The following is a 16895-nucleotide window of genomic DNA, read 5'->3' on the forward strand; positions in this document are numbered from 1 at the left end:
ATGATGCAAAATTTGGCGAATATTGTTGATAGCTGGAACAAATAAATTATGAAAGTATCAGATCTAACACCTATCCAATTACCATACCTTCTCGCTCAAGCAATGAAAGTGAAATCAATTCCAGTGATTGATTGGGAGTTGTGTGGAAAGTTGATAGAAAAAGAGAAAATCAGCTTAGTACGTTCATATTCAAGATGGACTGCTTTTTATGTTGGACCACGCGTTGATAGTCGAGAAGCTGAGCAAGTTGGTGATACGGCTATTGAGGCTGTGATGAAGTGCTACATTGAGAAGAAATTGGGAAGTGAAATTTAATGGCTTATATCACTAAAGATGGCAAGTGGCTTGCTTATCGAGATGCAACACAAGAAATATTAGAATACGATGATTTTTCAGATGTCCAGCAGGTCTATCAACCCGAATGGTTTTGGGTTGATAGTAAGGATGATGCCAAAGTATTTCATGCGGAAAGTATTGCGAGCTCTTTTCTAGTGCGTCGGCGTGGTGAGTTTTGGAAAGGTGCTAAGGTTCTAAGAAATAATTAATTTAAAAAAGAATAGGATAGAATAAGATTCGACAAAATTAATTAAATTTATCAATTATGCGTATACAACACATAGATGGACTACGAGGGATAGCAATTATTTGGGTTGTTTTATACCATAGCTATAGTAGATGGCCACAAAAATTAGATTTTATATCTGCAACACAGCAAATACCATTTTTTAAATATGGCTATTTGGGTGTTCCATTATTTTTTATGATTTCTGGCTTTGTCATATTTATGACACTGGATAAATCTAAAAGCTTTATACATTTTATAACTAAAAGATGGTTTAGATTGTTTCCTGCCATGCTTATAGCAACTATTTTAGTATATTCATCTTCTTCATTTTTTCACGAAAGACCAGCAGGTGATCCAAGTATTATCGATACAGTACCTGGGTTGTTATTTATTTCTCCAGAATTGATACACTATTTATCTGGAATACATATTTATAGCCTTGAGGGTGCATTCTGGTCGCTATATGTTGAAGTAGTTTTTTATTTTTTTATAGGAATAGTCTATTTCAAATTTGGTAGAGATTATTGCATTCCTGCTCTTTTTCTTGCATTAACGCTGTCTTACATTTCATTTGGATTAAATAAAATAGGTATTTCAACTCCTTATGAACTAACAACAATGTTAGGTTTTGTTCATTTTTCTTGGTTCATAATTGGATGTGTTGCATATGAATACATGCGAAAAAATACAAATAAAAACCTTTATATAATTTTCATTATTTCTGTAATACTCTCCATACTTCGCACCCTATACATTGACGAATTAAGTATAATTTTATTTCTATTTAGCTTCTCAACGATATTATTGTTTTTATCTAGCTTTTTCTCCCAAAAAGTTAAACACTTAATATCAAATAGATTTCTTCTTGCTTTTGGTTTTGTTAGTTATCCACTATATTTAATTCATGAAAATGCCTTAATATCTATATTGGTTAAATTAGAGAGATTAGATCTTCTGGAAAACATCTTAATTGCAAGCCCAATATTTGTAATAATGCTCTTATATATTGTGTCATTTATAATTGCAAAATATCTAGAGCCGAAGCTAAGAAACGTTATTGAAAAGGCTTTCACATCAGAACTTCTCAATTCACACACTGAACACAAACAGTGACATGCACTTTTGTCGAAATCGAATGAGCTGTGCAGCCTGAAAGCAGGATGCACAGCAATAGAAGATTAGTTATCTTGAGCAGCATATTTCAAATTATCCGCTACACGATTCGTCCAGCCTTTACCATACGTGGACCACGTCCCTAATGATGTGTAGAACCTCAATCGCTCTGCCGTCAATGAGAGCAATACATCATTCAGATCCAAGGCATTCACTGCAGCAATTGTTTTAGGTCCAATGATTCCATCTGCTGTCACACCGGCAACTTGTTGTAGCTCAATGATCGCTCTTTTCTTCCCCGCATTAATTGCAAAGTCCCAAAGCTGGAAAGTAATGGCTGAATGCAGACCGTGACCGCCTAATTTATCCCACCAGTCTTTTTTATAAATTTCTTTGGCTCTGGCTAATGTGAGATTTTTAATATCAAGATTTGGATAGGTGTTAGCAGCTAAGCCAAACTTTGTACCTTTTAAAGCACCTACCCCAACCTTGCCGCCTGTCCAGTTACCCGGATCACGCTCATCATTGCTGTACCCACCTTCATGGCCAATCAATCGTTGAAAGGCCTGATCAAAGGTAATCGAATTTACTGGTAATGCAGCAAAGCCTAATAGTTTTGGTACAGGATGTATTTCAGGTTGCTTTTTCAAACGTGCAAGCACCATGGCCACACCAACAAACACCCCCAACCACTCAGCAACGTTTTCAGGAATCTTATTTTTAAGCTCTTGTGGAATTAAGTTCCACACTCCTAAAAACTGCTCTGATAATAAAATCAAGGCATAAAAAAAGGCGCTTGCTGCGCCTACTTGTACTGACTTGAGTTTCCAAGCCTGTTGCCAGTTTTCAATTAGTTTCATTTGACTTTCCTTTAGATATAAAAAAGCCCACATGATGTGGGCATGAAGTTTAAGTACGAATTACTTAAAGATAGACCTGAACGTTTCTTTAACTTCAAACGCAATTTCTGAGATTGATTTACCCTTCATGAGTTGAACTGCCTGATATACGATACCAATACAAAGCATACCGAATACTGCAAATATCAGCATCACAAAACCTTGCGCCATATGGGAATAATGACCCAAGCTGTAGTACTCAATAAAAGCAGCTCCTCCATATAAGCTAATCGCTACACTAAAGACGAATTTCATAATCACACCAGGTGTAATCTTGATACGTCCCTGTGTATCAATATCCCCCGATAATGTCAGAGCAAATATAGCCCCAATAATTGCAGCTAAAATCTTTAACACCCAAGGCAGACCCTTAATTGAAATTGGGTCATTCATAGACCACTCCTAATTTTTGGCAATAAAAAAGCACCCGACTGGGTGCTATGAAGTTTTAAACATCTCGCCAGGCGGCGTAAAACCAGAAATATTGTATCTTACAGCTCGCGTAATGCGTAAAGATGATGAATAACCAATAGTATGGGTACTATATCCCCCAAGCCTGAAGTTGGTCTTGTTTATTACATATGATTTATACTGATCATAAGATGATTGTAAAACACCATCCAAGAAATAGTAAAAAATACCATCTTTTCTCATTAGACAATGATGCCTCAATGAGTTTCCAGTAGGGTTTAAACTAGTACCAACTTGTCTGATGCTTCCATCATTAATATATAACTTCGTAGTGCCATCACTCGCCAACTGTAGCTGAAGCGCCCCATTACTTACGGATTCTTGAGTATCAAATAAAAACACTCGATGATAAGTCCCTTGATTTACATTCACCTTGAGAAATTGTTCAATTGTAAAGTCATTCGTATTTAGTGCAGGCACCGATGCTTGCAGATATCTCACGACTGACGTAGTTGTGTAATCAAATGCACCACCATCAATAGTTACTAGAGAATTAGTGATTGACACACCGCTTCTTGTTATAGCTCTTGCGTATTTCGAACGGTCAACAATGTTAGTTGATGGGTAGCTCGTAGCATTTGCAAGCAATAAAAGTTCAACTTGTTGATAAAATTCATCTTTGTTTGATGCCCACACACTAACTTGCTCACCAAATTTTTCGACTGAATTTTTAACAGAGCTCAGCAATAAGTGGTATCTTTTTTCATCAATATCGGTATCAACATAAGCCCTTACATCACTGGCCAATATTGCTTTGGGGGGCGGAAGATTTAGTAGATCAATAGGTGTTTCTGAGCAGTAATAACGCTGCTCATCGACAAAGCCATCCAGCTTCCAATTCAATTCGAGTCTATTAGTCATTTTTAAACTCAACTGTTAAGTTGTAAGGTGCTGAGAAGAATTGACTTAACTCAACTATGTGAATAAAAGGGGTTAGACACTCATAACCATCTCTCAGGGTTTTTAAAATCACTCTGACTGTTCGTGCGTTAGCCTGCATGGACGAAATTGGCAATGTGTAACTTGTGGTACCCGTCACGTTGGCATTTGTCGTTGCTAGTTCAAGATCGTTTTCATCAAGCTGCGTCAGAATTAAATGCGTTTGTGTGCCTAGTTCAATTGTGACACCACCCTCATACCAGCCCAGAATGCTGCCACCCGTTTGCTGTATCCGGTTACGATCCACCCAAGTTAAGACTAAATCTGTCTCAATTTCGGTTGGCCAGTACACATCGTTGATTTTTACATTTGCAGGTGGATACGGTCGAATTGCACGAGCCTGTATCTCAACTTGCTGTGCATCCACATCTTCCAGACTTAGAATTCCACTTGGTGTTGTGGTCAGGGTTTTTACGTTGATGATCTCGCCAGTGACATATTCAGTCGGATCGACCGTGATAAATTCATCTGCAAAGTACAGTACACTGCCCGCCACGTGATTTTGAGGAGTCGTATCGAGCGCACCACGTTTGACAGTGAGTAGCCCAGTTTCCTCATCATAAGCTTGATACACCATGATCTCGTGATTCACCGTAATCTGCGTACCGAGACTGACCATATCAATATCACCTGTATTTTTTACAATGAATGTAGTGTTGATCTGAGAAATATTCTGATCAAGCTCAGCGGTTTCACTATATGTAATTCCGCCTGCTCGCTCATAATCATTGCCGGTATCGGTGTACATCAAAGCATTTAATGAATTACTTTGCGGGCGCTTAGCAATCACTGCTGCATAACCCGCATCTGGGTTATAAGCCAGAGCCTCATCCACAGATTTCTGCCCATTCAATTGAACGGCCTCTAAATAAGACAATTCAAATGCTTTAAACAATGCAGGCTGTGGCGGTTTTGGTGTAGTGTCTACAGGGGTATCAATCACAATGCTTGAAGAAAGATCACTTGAATACGGCACCACTTCAACAAAATCAATGGAGACATCTGTACCCGTACCTAAGTTGATTTTCATGATCCGAACCAAAATGGTACCGCTCCAACGTCTTGGCCATTCCAGTTTGAGTAAGTCATAACGATTCCATTTGCGTGCCTCGTAGAAACCCGTGGTAAGTGTGCCTTGCCAAACTGGTGTAGACATTTGTTTCAGCTTCCACTGACTTACAATAGCTGCATTACGCTGATGCATGAAATAAGGAAACTTCACATCATCAGAATTTTCATGTCCATTTAAGTTCCGAATTGCAGCATTCTCGGCAATTGAAAATGAAGAGTTTTTAATCGCACTTTGATTGTAATAACTCACGTTCAACTTATTAATCAGTTCATCTGCAGATGTTGCTCCATCCAACTGCATACTCTTAATTTTGTTGACAGGCAGTGTTTGAACTTCATTCTCTGCAAACCAGTCATCACGAAATAAAACCATCTCATATAAACCGGTTTGACGGTTCATCCGCACACCCGCTTCGATATGCCCACAAAGCTCATTAATCGCCTCAAGGCACGACTTTTCTGTCACCGACCAAGAGATACCCAATTTTTCTTGATGAAGCACGTCTGCAGCTTTCTTAAAGTTCACATCATTCACATCAGACTCAGGCTTATTCATCGCTGTGTCATCGGTCAAAATTTCACGGATTTTATGAATCGGATTGATATAGCGATGTGCTGCACTTGTTGCACTGAAGCGCATGTACTGCTGATATCCTTTTGTCTCTCCTTTCGCCATGAGACCATCGGCTGGATCGCAAATACAGGTTACGGTTGCACCATTCTTAACTTGAAGTTTAATCATCGCAAATCGTTCCTGATCATCATACGGATCACTCGACACACCATGATTAAAGTAATACGTTGCAGGTGGTTCACTAATTTGAATCATGTAGCGATTAAAGCTAGAACTCGCATATACACCACCTTTTCGAATCCAGTCATAATCTCCAACTTTCTCACCGCCAACGACGGGGCGAAATTCTGTTGAAGCTGTTACAGCTAAATCAATTTCAAATATAGTGTCTGCAGAAAAATTGGAGGACTGAATGGTAAAACTGGATGTGCCAAAATTTCCTATTGGAACGTTTGAATTCCCATGAGGACCATCCTCTCCGACCATGTCCCAACTGAGTTGGTCAAAGTCATATTCAGGCGCATCAGCTTCAGGTGGAGGGAAAATCTCAGCTTTTTCGTCATACCACTGTGGGCGACCATCATTACGAACATGGATTCGCTGTGGCCAAAGCAACATTTCTTTCATGTAACCCGAGTTGCCATGATAAAACGAGTTGTTGTAATACTTAGGTGTGCTCTGTACAACAGCCCCAACAGTTGCTTGCGTTTCTGCTTTTTTTCCAAGCCCACGAAACAGCAAATACGACTGAAAGGGATAACCCGATACTTTAGGAAAGTCTTTTTCATACGTAGCGTTTGGAGGTTGATCTGCTGTACCTGTATGAATATCAATAAATCCAGCAACACCGCCCTCTTTATCCCCATATAAATTTGGGCTTTCGACACGCAGAAAGCTTTCTTCATTATCCGGTTTGAAAATCCAACCGCGGTTATCAAAGTTAATCCCAATCAACTTTTCAATCGGATTGCCAATGAAGGTGGTGAGTTTGGCGAAGTATCTTTGACCAATTGTTTGACTACTGCTTCCGCCCATTTTTTACATACTCCACAACTTGCTGCGCCATGGCATCATTGGTTTGTTCAACAATTTCAATATCAATGCCGTTTTCAAGAAAGACTGTCCAGTCCCAACCTTGAGATAAAAAAAATGCCCGCGATCCGCGAGCACACATTCCAGCTTGACGTATATCTGACATGTAAATCTTCACTTGCCACCTTTCTGTTTGATATCCGTTGTCGCATGCCCCCAAATATGGGTGATGTTTCCATACATATGAGGACTACCTGCTACGTCTGAAAAGGAAACACCTTCATCAGCGATGGTGCCGTCTAATTGATTGGCTGTTTGTTGGTTCTTCTTTTGGGCTTTGCGTATGGCGTAATAGCTGTAAGCCATTGTGACTACCATTAGCGCAAGCATGGCGTAAATCACCCAGGGTGCAATAACCATTCGACACCTCGCTTACTTAATCAATTGCGTATAGATTGGGTTGCTGTTCGGGATGAATTGATGCCCGGCATAACGCGCCCAATTCTTAAACTTCTCATCACACATTTTTTTAGATTGATCACAACCCGGTACAACAGAAAACACATCACCCACTGCTAAACCGACATGCTGGCGGTATAGCGTGAAGCTATTCGCTGTGCTGGTCGTTATTAAGGTATGTACACCACCTTTCAGCATCAACCCCAAATCCAACCATTGATCTGGATAAGACTTGGTTTCCATCACGGGTTGTCCTTCTTCATCAAACATTGGATTGCCTTCTGCATCAAGCACCTGCGTCGGATTAACGGTGAATGTGACATTCAACCCGCTGATTGCAGTGACGGTAATGTCAAAGGCCCAATCTTCAAACTTAAGCCCACACCAGCGGTCATAGATTGAGTTTGGGCAAGAATACTGAAACTTACGTGTCAAAATATTGCGGTTTAAATAAGATTCTCCGGTTTCACATACCAGCGTCAGTGTGTCAGCATCTTCATCATATTTTGGCTGCGTCACCCGGCCTTTATGCAGGACCAGTGTTTCGCCCTGGTAAAGTTCAAGTATGGTAATCGTCACACCACCATAGAAGATCTTGCCTGCAAAGATGGCGGCCAAATCTTCACCCTCTGCATTGAATAAATGCATTTGTGGAAAAGTCACTTCGGTATCGCATTTATCAATACTTTCATCTTCAATGGCAGTGCGTTGCAGGCCACGGATCGGCAAATACTCAATCCCTGCATGAATGATTGCTTTGCGCTGATCCGTAAAATACCAAGCACGTGCACCACGCTTGAGTTGATATAACTCTGCTCTGTTTCTCATGATGATAGTTCCACAATAGGCACGGTCACTTGTGTAATCTGTGCACCTAAAAATTGAAATTCGATTTGATCTGCATCAAAACGGTGTAAGCCCAAATAGCAAATGGTTTGGATGTCGTTGCGCTGCACATTGATCGCTGGTGAAACCGTTAAAGAGCCGCCAGTTTTGGCGGTAATTTCATGTGCGGTCCACATTCCGTTTTTACGCTTTACCGCAATATGCTTACGATCAGCCTCAAGCAAGTATTTCGTGTTGGTACTCAGTGAGGTGGTGATATTTGCCGTGTTTAAAATATTCAAATGCTTTTCATATAAAGGCATCCAAAAGGCTTGGTAGCGGCCCATACGTCGAAATAAGAATCGACGATATTCGCTATATTGATCCCATCTCTTCAACACAGACTTAAACGGTTTTAAATAGCGTGGTTTCTTCCAGTGGGTGAATTGTTGAAACCCACCCACATCAGCATCCACAATGTTTTGGTGTTGAGTCAGTGTCATTTCTAAAGCGCTGCCGTCCAACAACAAAGGCTTAAAGTAGATATCTTCGCCCTGATACTGTTCTGGAATATCTCCCGCATATTCGGGTGAATCTTCAGCCAACACCCGAAAAACAACGCTAGAATTTGACCAAAACCCGCCTGTGCTGATTGATGCATCACCATCAATGATGCAGATCCGCAGCGGCATAATGGTTGCATTCTCCACAGTCACATTTGCAGATAATCGAAAGCCATCTTGATATTCAGTAATTGGCTCTTGAATGACCTCATTCGTTTCAGGATCTCTAATTTCTTCCTGAGTAATGATGTATCGACCAATGCTCACAATCTCTGCAACTTGAGCACCTTCAGAACTTTCAAGCAAAATAAAACCGACTCTAAGGTCGGCTATGTGTGCTGTCGTGTCCATGATAATAAAATCACTGTCCACCATATCTGGAATGCGCTGTCGGAACTGCGGCAATGGAATACCCCATAGATTACGCAAGTTGGCATAGAACATATGAAACATGTCGCCCATCGCTTTCTGCATATTTACGTAATTGAAACTGAGGACCTGTCTTGGTGCATCCCGCTGGATGTAGCGGTCCTCACTACTGTCATAAGCCTCATGAACTTCGGTTTTAAATTCCAGTCGCTCAGTAGAATCAAGCAGAGGGCAATTTGTTAATACATGCACCTCACCATATTTGGTTTGTATTTTCATTTTGTCCTCAAATTACGCTAATTTGCTTTTGTTCCGCTTTTGGTGATAGAGGAATGCCTTCTCACCATCTGGCCCATACAACATCTCTTTAGCCTCATTCTCATCCCTAACAAATATCACACGCAGATTGTTTTCAATAGGTTGAGGATTGGCCGATTGCGCTTGGGCACTTGCCTGAGCTTGTCGTTCAGCGAGCACATCAGCATTGCGATTAATCGTATCCACGGTTCCCATACCGACTCGATATGTGTCTTGTGGAGTGACTAAACCACCATCTGAGTAACCTTTTGGCGGCTGTGACGTGCGCATCGCCTCAACAACGTTTACACCACCCCAACGCTTGATATCCTCTTGCGACCAGACAACTTCACCTTTATGCACGATGCCTGCAGGGTCGAACTTGCCGCCTGTACCAGTGAAGCCACCATCAGAATACCCAGTAGGTGCCGCTACGGATGCAATAATTGAAGCAATCTGGGCACCTTGCGCCATAGCGCCAGCAATCATAGGAATGTTTTGGGGGAAGCCAATCGCAGACGCCTGAGCAATATTTTGCCCCATTGCAATTGCAGCTTGCGCCACAGCAAAGGCCTTTTCAACAGCAAAAGCTGCTGCATAAGCTTTTGATTTTTCGCTGAAGATAGCCCCCATCATGCTAGACACACTGGAAGCCATTTGTTGACCATAACCAAGTTGAAGCTGGAGTGATGAGACACTATAAGCATTCTCAATTGCAGTCATTCTGTCGACATGAGCCTGATACGCCTGCTCCTTTAATGCATAGTTTTCACCTGCCATCGCCAACTCAGCATCAAACAGTGCTTGTGACTTATCCAGTCGATCAAATCGTTCTTTCTCAAGATTAAATTGATCTGTAGTGCCTGTCAGCTCAGAATTAATACTTCCCCATTGCTGAACTGCAGTATTTAGGTTTGTTCGTTTTTCTTCGCCTTGCAATGCATTAGCTATTGCTAACTGACGATTACGTTCATCCAGATCTTGAACATTCAACATAATGCGTTGACGTTCTAGATCCCAGTACTTTTCAGATTCTGCATTTGCATGCATTAGTCCCTGTTGCATCTGGAAAATACGCTGTTCTTTGGCGAGTTGGATTAGGCCGAGTTCGTGAGCACTCTGCTTTTCAGCGTAATCCTTTTTCAACTTACGCTCATTAGCCAATAGCCCTTTTGTGGAGTCAATACGCAGTTTTTTGATATTTGTCTGCGCATTAAGTTTTTCGGATTCAGACAGGTTGTACTCGTTGAGTTCGAAATCAAGTTCTGCTGCATAAAGTTTTTTTCTTGCTTCAGAAATTTCTGTTGCATCAGCAATCATTTTTGTTTTTGAACCTGACTTTAATGATGAATTATTGATTTTCTCAATTTCATTTTTTAAGTCGGTTTCAATTCGGGTGAACTCGCTGGTGTATTCGTAGATGAGGCGTTGAGCATCCTTGAGCGCTCTTTCAGCCTCACGTCTTAATTTTGCCGTATTATCAGCTGCCTTTTTGGAAGAATTTGCCGACCCATCTAAAGCTTTTTGCATTGCTTTCGTATTTGCGGCTGAACTGGCAGTTGCTTTGCTAGCCTCAGTTGCTCGCTGTTGTACTTTGGTTAAAGAGTCAACCAGCTTATTGTTTGAGGTCGGATCACTTAGCTTATTAAACTTGGTTCCCCAGCCATCAATTGTTTTGCTTAAATCATCTAAAACCATTTGATGTGTGACATTTTTATCTGTCATTGCTGCAATAGAGCCACCTATAGTTTTACCGATAATATCAAAAGTTGCAGCAACACCCATCCCAACTTTTGATAGCCAAATAAGCGTATTTGCAACTGATTCAGCAATTCCATTAAATTGCACACCTTGTTCTGATGTTGATAGAAATGCCCCAGCTATTTGATTCAAGGCTGGCAATAGTGATTGAAGAAACTGATTTCGTAGGCCTGCAATTTGCATTTCAAGCAGCTCAGTTTCTACTTTTAATCGCTGAGCTGCAGCAAGGGTTTCCTCATCCATTATTGCCCCAGCATTTCTAGCTGCTTCAGCCCATAATTCAAAACCTTCCCCACCATTCTCTAGGAGAGGGATTAGTAAGGTAGCTTCATCTGCTACAGATTCCATGTATGTGACAAACTCATTCTGTGCAATGCCAGCCTCTTCTAATTTCTGCACATATAAAAGTAGTGCATCTGGGCCGCTTAATTCACGCATAGCATTTGCGAGTTTTAAAGCGCCTTGGGTTCCACCCTCTGTTTTGGTTGCGATTTCTGTGAAAAACTTAGTTAGTTCGCCAGAGCCCTCTTGTGTAAATTCACCAATACGGTCACGGGTATCTTTGAAAATATCTGATAATTTATCCATCTCCACACCCATGGCTCTCGCACCAACGGCCCATTCCTGAAATTGAATTGGTGTAGTACCAGACAAATATGCAAGCTTTTCTATTTCCGCTGCCGCGTTTGCGGTTTGTGTTGCTAGTGCGATTATGGCTCCTAGTGTTACTGCACTACCTATAGTTCCAGCTATTGTCCCCGCCATACTAGCGAACCCAATATTTACCTCTTGGGCGAGTTTGGAAATTCCAGTTTTAAACCCATTAATTTTTGAAACTTCCTTTTCAGCAGCATCCCCTACTTTCTTTATACCTTTAGATGCAACATTGCCATTTGTCTCTAGATTTTTTAGCTCCTTGTTTAGCTCCTCAGTTGTTTTCTTGGAGTTGCGGGAGTCGATTTCGATAACTAAGCGGCTCTTCTGTTCTGTCATTTCAATTTCCTATAGGCGAAAAAAAGCCCCGCAATAGCGAGGCTTGTATGAGTTTTGAGGATTACGGTTCTTTAAACCCACTTAATTCAAATGTGAATTGCTTTGATCCTTCCTGATAGAATTTCGGCTCAATAATCAGTTTCTGGGAGTTTTTTAGTTTTTGAATAACACTATTTGCAGTTTTTGGATATTTAATAAATAAAATATCACTGTCATGGCTATCTGACTCAACCATTGTTATTGATTGAACAGGATTGTTGTCAAATTTAAAATTAACCTCACAACCATCAATCATTCCACACAAAAACTGACCCTTTGAAATTGTAATAATCACATCTTTTTGGCCAGCATTATTTCGAACCATTAAATCAAGGTTAGATCCGCCACTATACGGAAATTCGAAATTAACTTTATTTACACTTGAAGTGTATGTGGTTTGAGATTTTGTTCCTCGCATTTCATCTGTTGATGAGTTGCTTACCCAATTGCTTTTCGGCTCACTAGCTAATCCGCTATTTGAGTTGGATGAGGCGCTACTATTTGAGGTGCTTGATGGCTGACATGAGCCAATGATTGCTAGGCCTATAAATATCAAAACAAGCCAAACAACCCATCGTGGAACATCTTTTTTAACCTTTGCTCCGCATTGAGGACAACTTTCCGCCTTATCACTTACTTGACTTCCACATTCTTTACATGGTTTTAGCGCCATTACCAGCCCCCATTTAATTTATTGCTCGGTTCAAGATACTAACTTTGCAGATCAAAATCTATCTTGTTTTAAGAGATTTTATTAGCCTTTTCAATCACCCATGCAGCAATTTGAGACCCTATTGACCCTCCTATCATCATTGAATAAGCATTCTCAGGCGAATAGGGTGTTTCACCTTTCGACTTACCAGTTGGTTTTAGGAGTTCAATATTCTCCCAATCTTGAATCACATGCTTTGCAATAATCTTCAAATACTCTTGAGCAAATTTAAACTCACTCATTTTGAAAATAGATTTTTTTACAGCTAAATCCCTCAATGCAGCGACACATTCAGGGTTGTTATATGGCTTGATTCTGAAACAACCAAACACAGCGCCATCATCTAACTTATATACAAACCATTTTGATTTATCAGTCATTTCACTTTCCTTGGGGCAATAAAAACCCCGCACAAGCGAGGTTTTTAGGTAAAAATAGATTTCTTCAGGTTGTTTTGAATAAATTTTTTAATTTAAATTTCTTTTGCATTCCAAATACACTGAAGCAGAATACTCATTGATAGATTTATTTTTAAAGTCTTTGGTTGCGTACGCTGGCTTGCTGTAGGCATCTTCGACAATTGACTCCATTAACTCTCGAGTTCCCTTGGATTCACCTGACTTTTCGATTGCCAGCAACATGGTTTTGATCGGTGTGTCATTTTGCCTTTTCTGCATAACAAGCTCTGCATAAGACGACATATCTTTGCAAAATTCCGCCTTAGTCATCTCCGCATTAGATATCACCGCCATACATAACAAGCAAATAAAAAATACAATCTTCTTCATACCCACCCCAAATTTATAATTTAGAACAAGATACTAATTTTTCGGGCAAAAAGAAACCGCCACTTGGGCGGTTCTACTTTTAGAAGTTATATCGAATGCCGGCTTTGTAGGTAACGCCGTCAAAGTCACCGATGTAGCTTGATGAGTAATCATAATCAATGCCGCCATGCCAAGAACACGTACCTGATCCTGTGCTATCACTCCACGTTCCATCATTACAACGTGTTTCACCATCTTCTGAGATATCCCAAGACCATTTATATCCAACACCACCATAAACAGAAAGATTTGGCATAGGTGTATACCCCAACTCCAAACCAACTGGTAGTGTCCAATAAGTTGAGTTATCAAAGCCGTCAGCCTCTAAGATACTTACCCCTGTACCCACGGTTGCTAACGCATAAAAACCATTGGCATTAATGAGGTTTAAGTGGCCACCGAATGAAAATTCATATGCACTGCCATCGTAATTATCACTCTGTTGATATTCAAACTTACCCCAATAACCATTTCGGTGTGGAGTTGATGAAATCCCGATACCAAAACCCTTTAGATCTTCATCAATATCATTTGCAAATTTGCCTTTCTGAGCTGAATACTCAAGCATTAACGAAGCATTAAGCGCTGTCTCGTTTTTATATCTTGTTGGTTGCAATGGTGTGTATTGTGTTTCCGCTACAGGGGTTTCGTAGCTGCTCATTGGTTCGGGTGTGCCTTGTTGAATCAACAAAGGCTTATCTGCCAAAGCCAAGGATGAAATTAAAGATAAAGTACCGATTACTAATAATTTTTTCATATTACCCCCTAAATAAAGGTGATAAATTACTCAATTATTTGAAAAAAGTATATACAACTAAAAGAAAAACCACTCCGAAGAGTGGTTATAATATTGTGAAGAGCAGTGCTTAGAGTGTTATTTTATCAGCTAAGAATCCAAATATTATTTTTTTAAAAGAGAAATACAATTTAATCCTCCAAGTTTAACTCGGGTGATGAATATTTTATGGAGTAATATTTTAATGCTTTAGCGATTCTTCGATCATTCGCTCCACAATTATAGTTAACAGATCCCGATGGTTTAGCTTGTTTCCAATTTCCATAGTAATCAGCATTAAAATTTTTGACACACGCTCCATTGCTACAGTTTAATAACAGAATAGGAGATCCATACTCACTAACATCCCCGTCATATTTTAAATCATCCAGATCAAACTCTTCATATTTCTCCATCACCCCGCCATAGTTATAGTAAATATTAAAAAAACTATCACTCCTTCGAACTTCCGATATATATGAGCATGATTTAAATGATGATTCCAAAAAGCTCAACACCTCTTCTCTTGTGGCTGAAAAGGCTGATGTGCTCACTGTTATTAATAGCACCATTAAAGAAATAACCCTCATAATTACCTCCTTAACGAACAGCAGTATTCTTACTGCCCACATTTTGACTATTTTCTTTTGAAAGATTAACCTCTGGAGGCCTTACTTTGAGAGTTTTTTGTTTATTGAATTTTTCATTATGTTTTTTTCGATTCTCTTCACAAGTACTTCTTTGTTTTAACCCTCTTATCCCGCAATCACTTGCAGTACCTCCAGCGTTTTCACAAACACGAATAAGCTGAGCTGCATTATCACTACACCGAGCTTTTTGCTCTAGAGTAATTTCAGCATTACTCTTAGTTGTGAAAAAAATTACGAACGCAAAACAAAAGATCTTTATATTTGACATATTCAATCCTTAATTTATGGCAGCTCATACTAATGAACACCTAGCTAAGGTTTTATGCAATAAATAAAATGAATTGTTGCAATTTTTACTTTATAAATACATATCACTGTTAGTACTATTAATTTCTTATTGTGTACATGGCTCTCAAAAATTGACTTAAGCTAAAATTAATCAACAAAAGGACTAGTATTACAAGTTGAGTGTCTCGATATGGTGCTCAAACATGAGAATCAAGATCTGTAATTTTGCACACTTCCTAAAATATTAGGAGCATAAAAAAAGCACCCTAGGGTGCTTTTCTTTTGGCATTAAAAAACCACCAAAGGGTGGTTAGCTTTCACCAAACAAATCATCTTTGATATATAGGTCTGCAACTGTCTTAATCCCTATTTTTAACTTTAATCTTTCAATATATTTATTAAAGTCACCATCTTTAGTCAAAATAAATAAAGAGTGATTGGCCAAGGCTATGCCCAATATCTGCAAATCAACCTTTACCTTTTGCTTACCTATATCTAATTTATTTTTATTATAGCGCTCACCTAGTTGAGCTGTTAAATATGCGGCCTTCTCGTCAAAGCTAATTACTCTAGCTTGCCTTTTAAACTTCTGGAAAAAAGAAAAGCGTTCTGCATAATCATGAGCCAAAAATTCACACATAGCTGGTGCAGGAATAAGAGTTTCCTCAACCTTATATAAGTGACAGAACTGCTTAAAACCATAAGCAAAAGCCTTATCATTTAAAAGAGCGACAAGTATATTGGCATCAATCGTTATTATCATGACAAGCGTTCATCTTCCAAAACTCTATATGGGTCATCCAAATCTTGCCACCCACTTCTTCCATAACCAACAAAATCATCCACCCAACTATCTACAGTATCATTTTCTAATATTTCAAAGCTCTCAACTTTAAAATCTTCTAGATATAGCTGGAAATCCCCAGAATCAGAGTATGTGGCAACTCCGTTAAATTCAATTATTCTCTCCGAGGCAAGATAGTTTCTTAAAACCTCAACCATGTTTTGCGTAACCTTGGTATTAACCTTAAATCCATTAAGAAAATTAATCCCAAGATAATAAGAATCCTTGCCAGAAGAAATCTTATAAATCCTGCCTCTTAAGCTTTCATTTTGCTTAAACTTGTTTGGGGTGATAACCGTTTCAATACTTCTTAAAATTTTCATCTGCTTCGGGCTCTCACCCTCACGATGTACCCCGATTTGAGCATTACCCCAATCCAGATGCTTACTCAAATATTGATCTAAATCACCACCATCTGATTGCAAAACTTGATCTATAGCGACTTTATATTCTTCAGCATCTAGTGGCGGACTACCAACATAAATAGATCCTTCCTGTAGATAACCGAAATTATCCTTAGATCCTTTTAGCAAATTAGCGAACTGCTTAAATAGCTCTGCCATTTCGCCAAACTTTAAATCGGTCGGTTTTTTATCTGGCAAGCGGAGTGCAATGACAAGCTTATCTGACATAACCACCTCCCTTTAAGTTGCCTATAAAAATTATCACTATTGCTATATTAGCATTCGCTGTAATTTAACATCTTTGCATTTTTGTTCAATGGCTTAAAAAAAATAAACGTCACTAAATGTCGTAGAACAAGAAATCAACTCACGCCGATTTCTCCCTCACCCTATCCAAAAACAAATTATCCAAAGCAAAGACACAC

The 16895-nt window shown here is 39.5% G+C and carries 20 protein-coding genes; 3 read left to right on the forward strand and 17 right to left on the reverse strand.

The window, feature by feature from the left end; translation table 11 throughout:
- Window positions 1-48: 48 nt before the first annotated feature.
- The 3 genes from ACE01U_RS08905 to ACE01U_RS08915 are packed head-to-tail and all read left to right on the forward strand — an operon-like array spanning window position 49 to window position 1678.
- On the forward strand, window positions 49-315 hold the full coding sequence (locus ACE01U_RS08905; protein WP_395579243.1) for a phage protein NinX family protein: 267 nt from the start codon (window positions 49-51) through the stop codon (window positions 313-315).
- Window positions 315-545, forward strand: a complete 231-nt coding sequence (locus ACE01U_RS08910) for a hypothetical protein (RefSeq protein ID WP_395579244.1) — start codon at window positions 315-317, stop codon at window positions 543-545. Before ACE01U_RS08905 ends, ACE01U_RS08910 begins: the two co-directional genes overlap by 1 nt.
- Window positions 546-601: 56 nt before the next feature.
- A complete protein-coding gene (locus ACE01U_RS08915; RefSeq protein WP_395579245.1) occupies window positions 602-1678 on the forward strand; it encodes an acyltransferase family protein in 1077 nt (358 codons plus the stop codon).
- A gap of 65 nt (window positions 1679-1743) precedes the next feature.
- Here ACE01U_RS08915 and ACE01U_RS08920 read toward each other — a convergent pair whose 3' ends face one another.
- From ACE01U_RS08920 to ACE01U_RS09000, 17 genes are all read right to left on the reverse strand, one after another.
- Window positions 1744-2538: a glycoside hydrolase family 108 protein gene (locus ACE01U_RS08920; protein WP_395579246.1), complete on the reverse strand. Its 795-nt coding sequence runs from the start codon at window positions 2536-2538 to the stop codon at window positions 1744-1746.
- Between the two features lie 60 nt (window positions 2539-2598).
- Window positions 2599-2970: a hypothetical protein gene (locus tag ACE01U_RS08925; protein ID WP_395579247.1), complete on the reverse strand. Its 372-nt coding sequence runs from the start codon at window positions 2968-2970 to the stop codon at window positions 2599-2601.
- A gap of 45 nt (window positions 2971-3015) precedes the next feature.
- A complete protein-coding gene (locus tag ACE01U_RS08930; protein ID WP_395579248.1) occupies window positions 3016-3909 on the reverse strand; it encodes a LamG-like jellyroll fold domain-containing protein in 894 nt (297 codons plus the stop codon).
- On the reverse strand, window positions 3902-6667 hold the full coding sequence (locus tag ACE01U_RS08935) for a hypothetical protein (RefSeq protein ID WP_395579249.1): 2766 nt from the start codon (window positions 6665-6667) through the stop codon (window positions 3902-3904). The genes ACE01U_RS08930 and ACE01U_RS08935 overlap by 8 nt, the downstream gene beginning before the upstream one ends.
- Window positions 6651-6830, reverse strand: coding sequence for a hypothetical protein (locus ACE01U_RS08940; RefSeq protein WP_395579250.1), 180 nt, complete (start codon window positions 6828-6830; stop codon window positions 6651-6653). Before ACE01U_RS08940 ends, ACE01U_RS08935 begins: the two co-directional genes overlap by 17 nt.
- 8 nt (window positions 6831-6838) lie before the next feature.
- On the reverse strand, window positions 6839-7084 hold the full coding sequence (locus ACE01U_RS08945) for a hypothetical protein (protein WP_228267851.1): 246 nt from the start codon (window positions 7082-7084) through the stop codon (window positions 6839-6841).
- Window positions 7085-7096: 12 nt separating this feature from the next.
- A complete protein-coding gene (locus tag ACE01U_RS08950; RefSeq protein ID WP_395579251.1) occupies window positions 7097-7951 on the reverse strand; it encodes a phage BR0599 family protein in 855 nt (284 codons plus the stop codon).
- On the reverse strand, window positions 7948-9159 hold the full coding sequence (locus ACE01U_RS08955; protein ID WP_395579252.1) for a hypothetical protein: 1212 nt from the start codon (window positions 9157-9159) through the stop codon (window positions 7948-7950). The genes ACE01U_RS08950 and ACE01U_RS08955 overlap by 4 nt, the downstream gene beginning before the upstream one ends.
- 12 nt (window positions 9160-9171) lie before the next feature.
- Window positions 9172-11931, reverse strand: coding sequence for a hypothetical protein (locus ACE01U_RS08960; protein WP_395579253.1), 2760 nt, complete (start codon window positions 11929-11931; stop codon window positions 9172-9174).
- Between the two features lie 61 nt (window positions 11932-11992).
- Entirely contained in the window at window positions 11993-12643 is a 651-nt protein-coding gene (locus ACE01U_RS08965) for a zinc-ribbon domain-containing protein (RefSeq protein ID WP_395579254.1), read from the reverse strand.
- A 68-nt stretch (window positions 12644-12711) separates the two neighbouring features.
- Window positions 12712-13062, reverse strand: coding sequence for a phage-derived protein YdaY family protein (locus ACE01U_RS08970; RefSeq protein WP_395579255.1), 351 nt, complete (start codon window positions 13060-13062; stop codon window positions 12712-12714).
- An 87-nt stretch (window positions 13063-13149) separates the two neighbouring features.
- A complete protein-coding gene (locus tag ACE01U_RS08975) occupies window positions 13150-13470 on the reverse strand; it encodes a hypothetical protein (RefSeq protein WP_395579256.1) in 321 nt (106 codons plus the stop codon).
- Window positions 13471-13549: 79 nt separating this feature from the next.
- Window positions 13550-14266 (reverse strand): DUF3761 domain-containing protein, encoded by a 717-nt coding sequence (locus ACE01U_RS08980; RefSeq protein WP_395579257.1) that lies wholly within the window; start codon window positions 14264-14266, stop codon window positions 13550-13552.
- A gap of 170 nt (window positions 14267-14436) precedes the next feature.
- Window positions 14437-14874, reverse strand: coding sequence for a hypothetical protein (locus ACE01U_RS08985; protein ID WP_110975616.1), 438 nt, complete (start codon window positions 14872-14874; stop codon window positions 14437-14439).
- Window positions 14875-14884: 10 nt separating this feature from the next.
- On the reverse strand, window positions 14885-15202 hold the full coding sequence (locus ACE01U_RS08990) for a hypothetical protein (RefSeq protein WP_110975615.1): 318 nt from the start codon (window positions 15200-15202) through the stop codon (window positions 14885-14887).
- Window positions 15203-15532: 330 nt separating this feature from the next.
- Window positions 15533-15985, reverse strand: a complete 453-nt coding sequence (locus ACE01U_RS08995; RefSeq protein WP_110975614.1) for a type II toxin-antitoxin system VapC family toxin — start codon at window positions 15983-15985, stop codon at window positions 15533-15535.
- Complete coding sequence (locus ACE01U_RS09000) at window positions 15982-16698, reverse strand: hypothetical protein (protein WP_110975613.1); 717 nt, start codon at window positions 16696-16698, stop codon at window positions 15982-15984. The genes ACE01U_RS08995 and ACE01U_RS09000 overlap by 4 nt, the downstream gene beginning before the upstream one ends.
- Between the last annotated feature and the right edge of the window lie 197 nt (window positions 16699-16895).

It is taken from the genome of Acinetobacter halobius (genome assembly GCF_044130335.1).
Lineage (GTDB): Bacteria > Pseudomonadota > Gammaproteobacteria > Pseudomonadales > Moraxellaceae > Acinetobacter.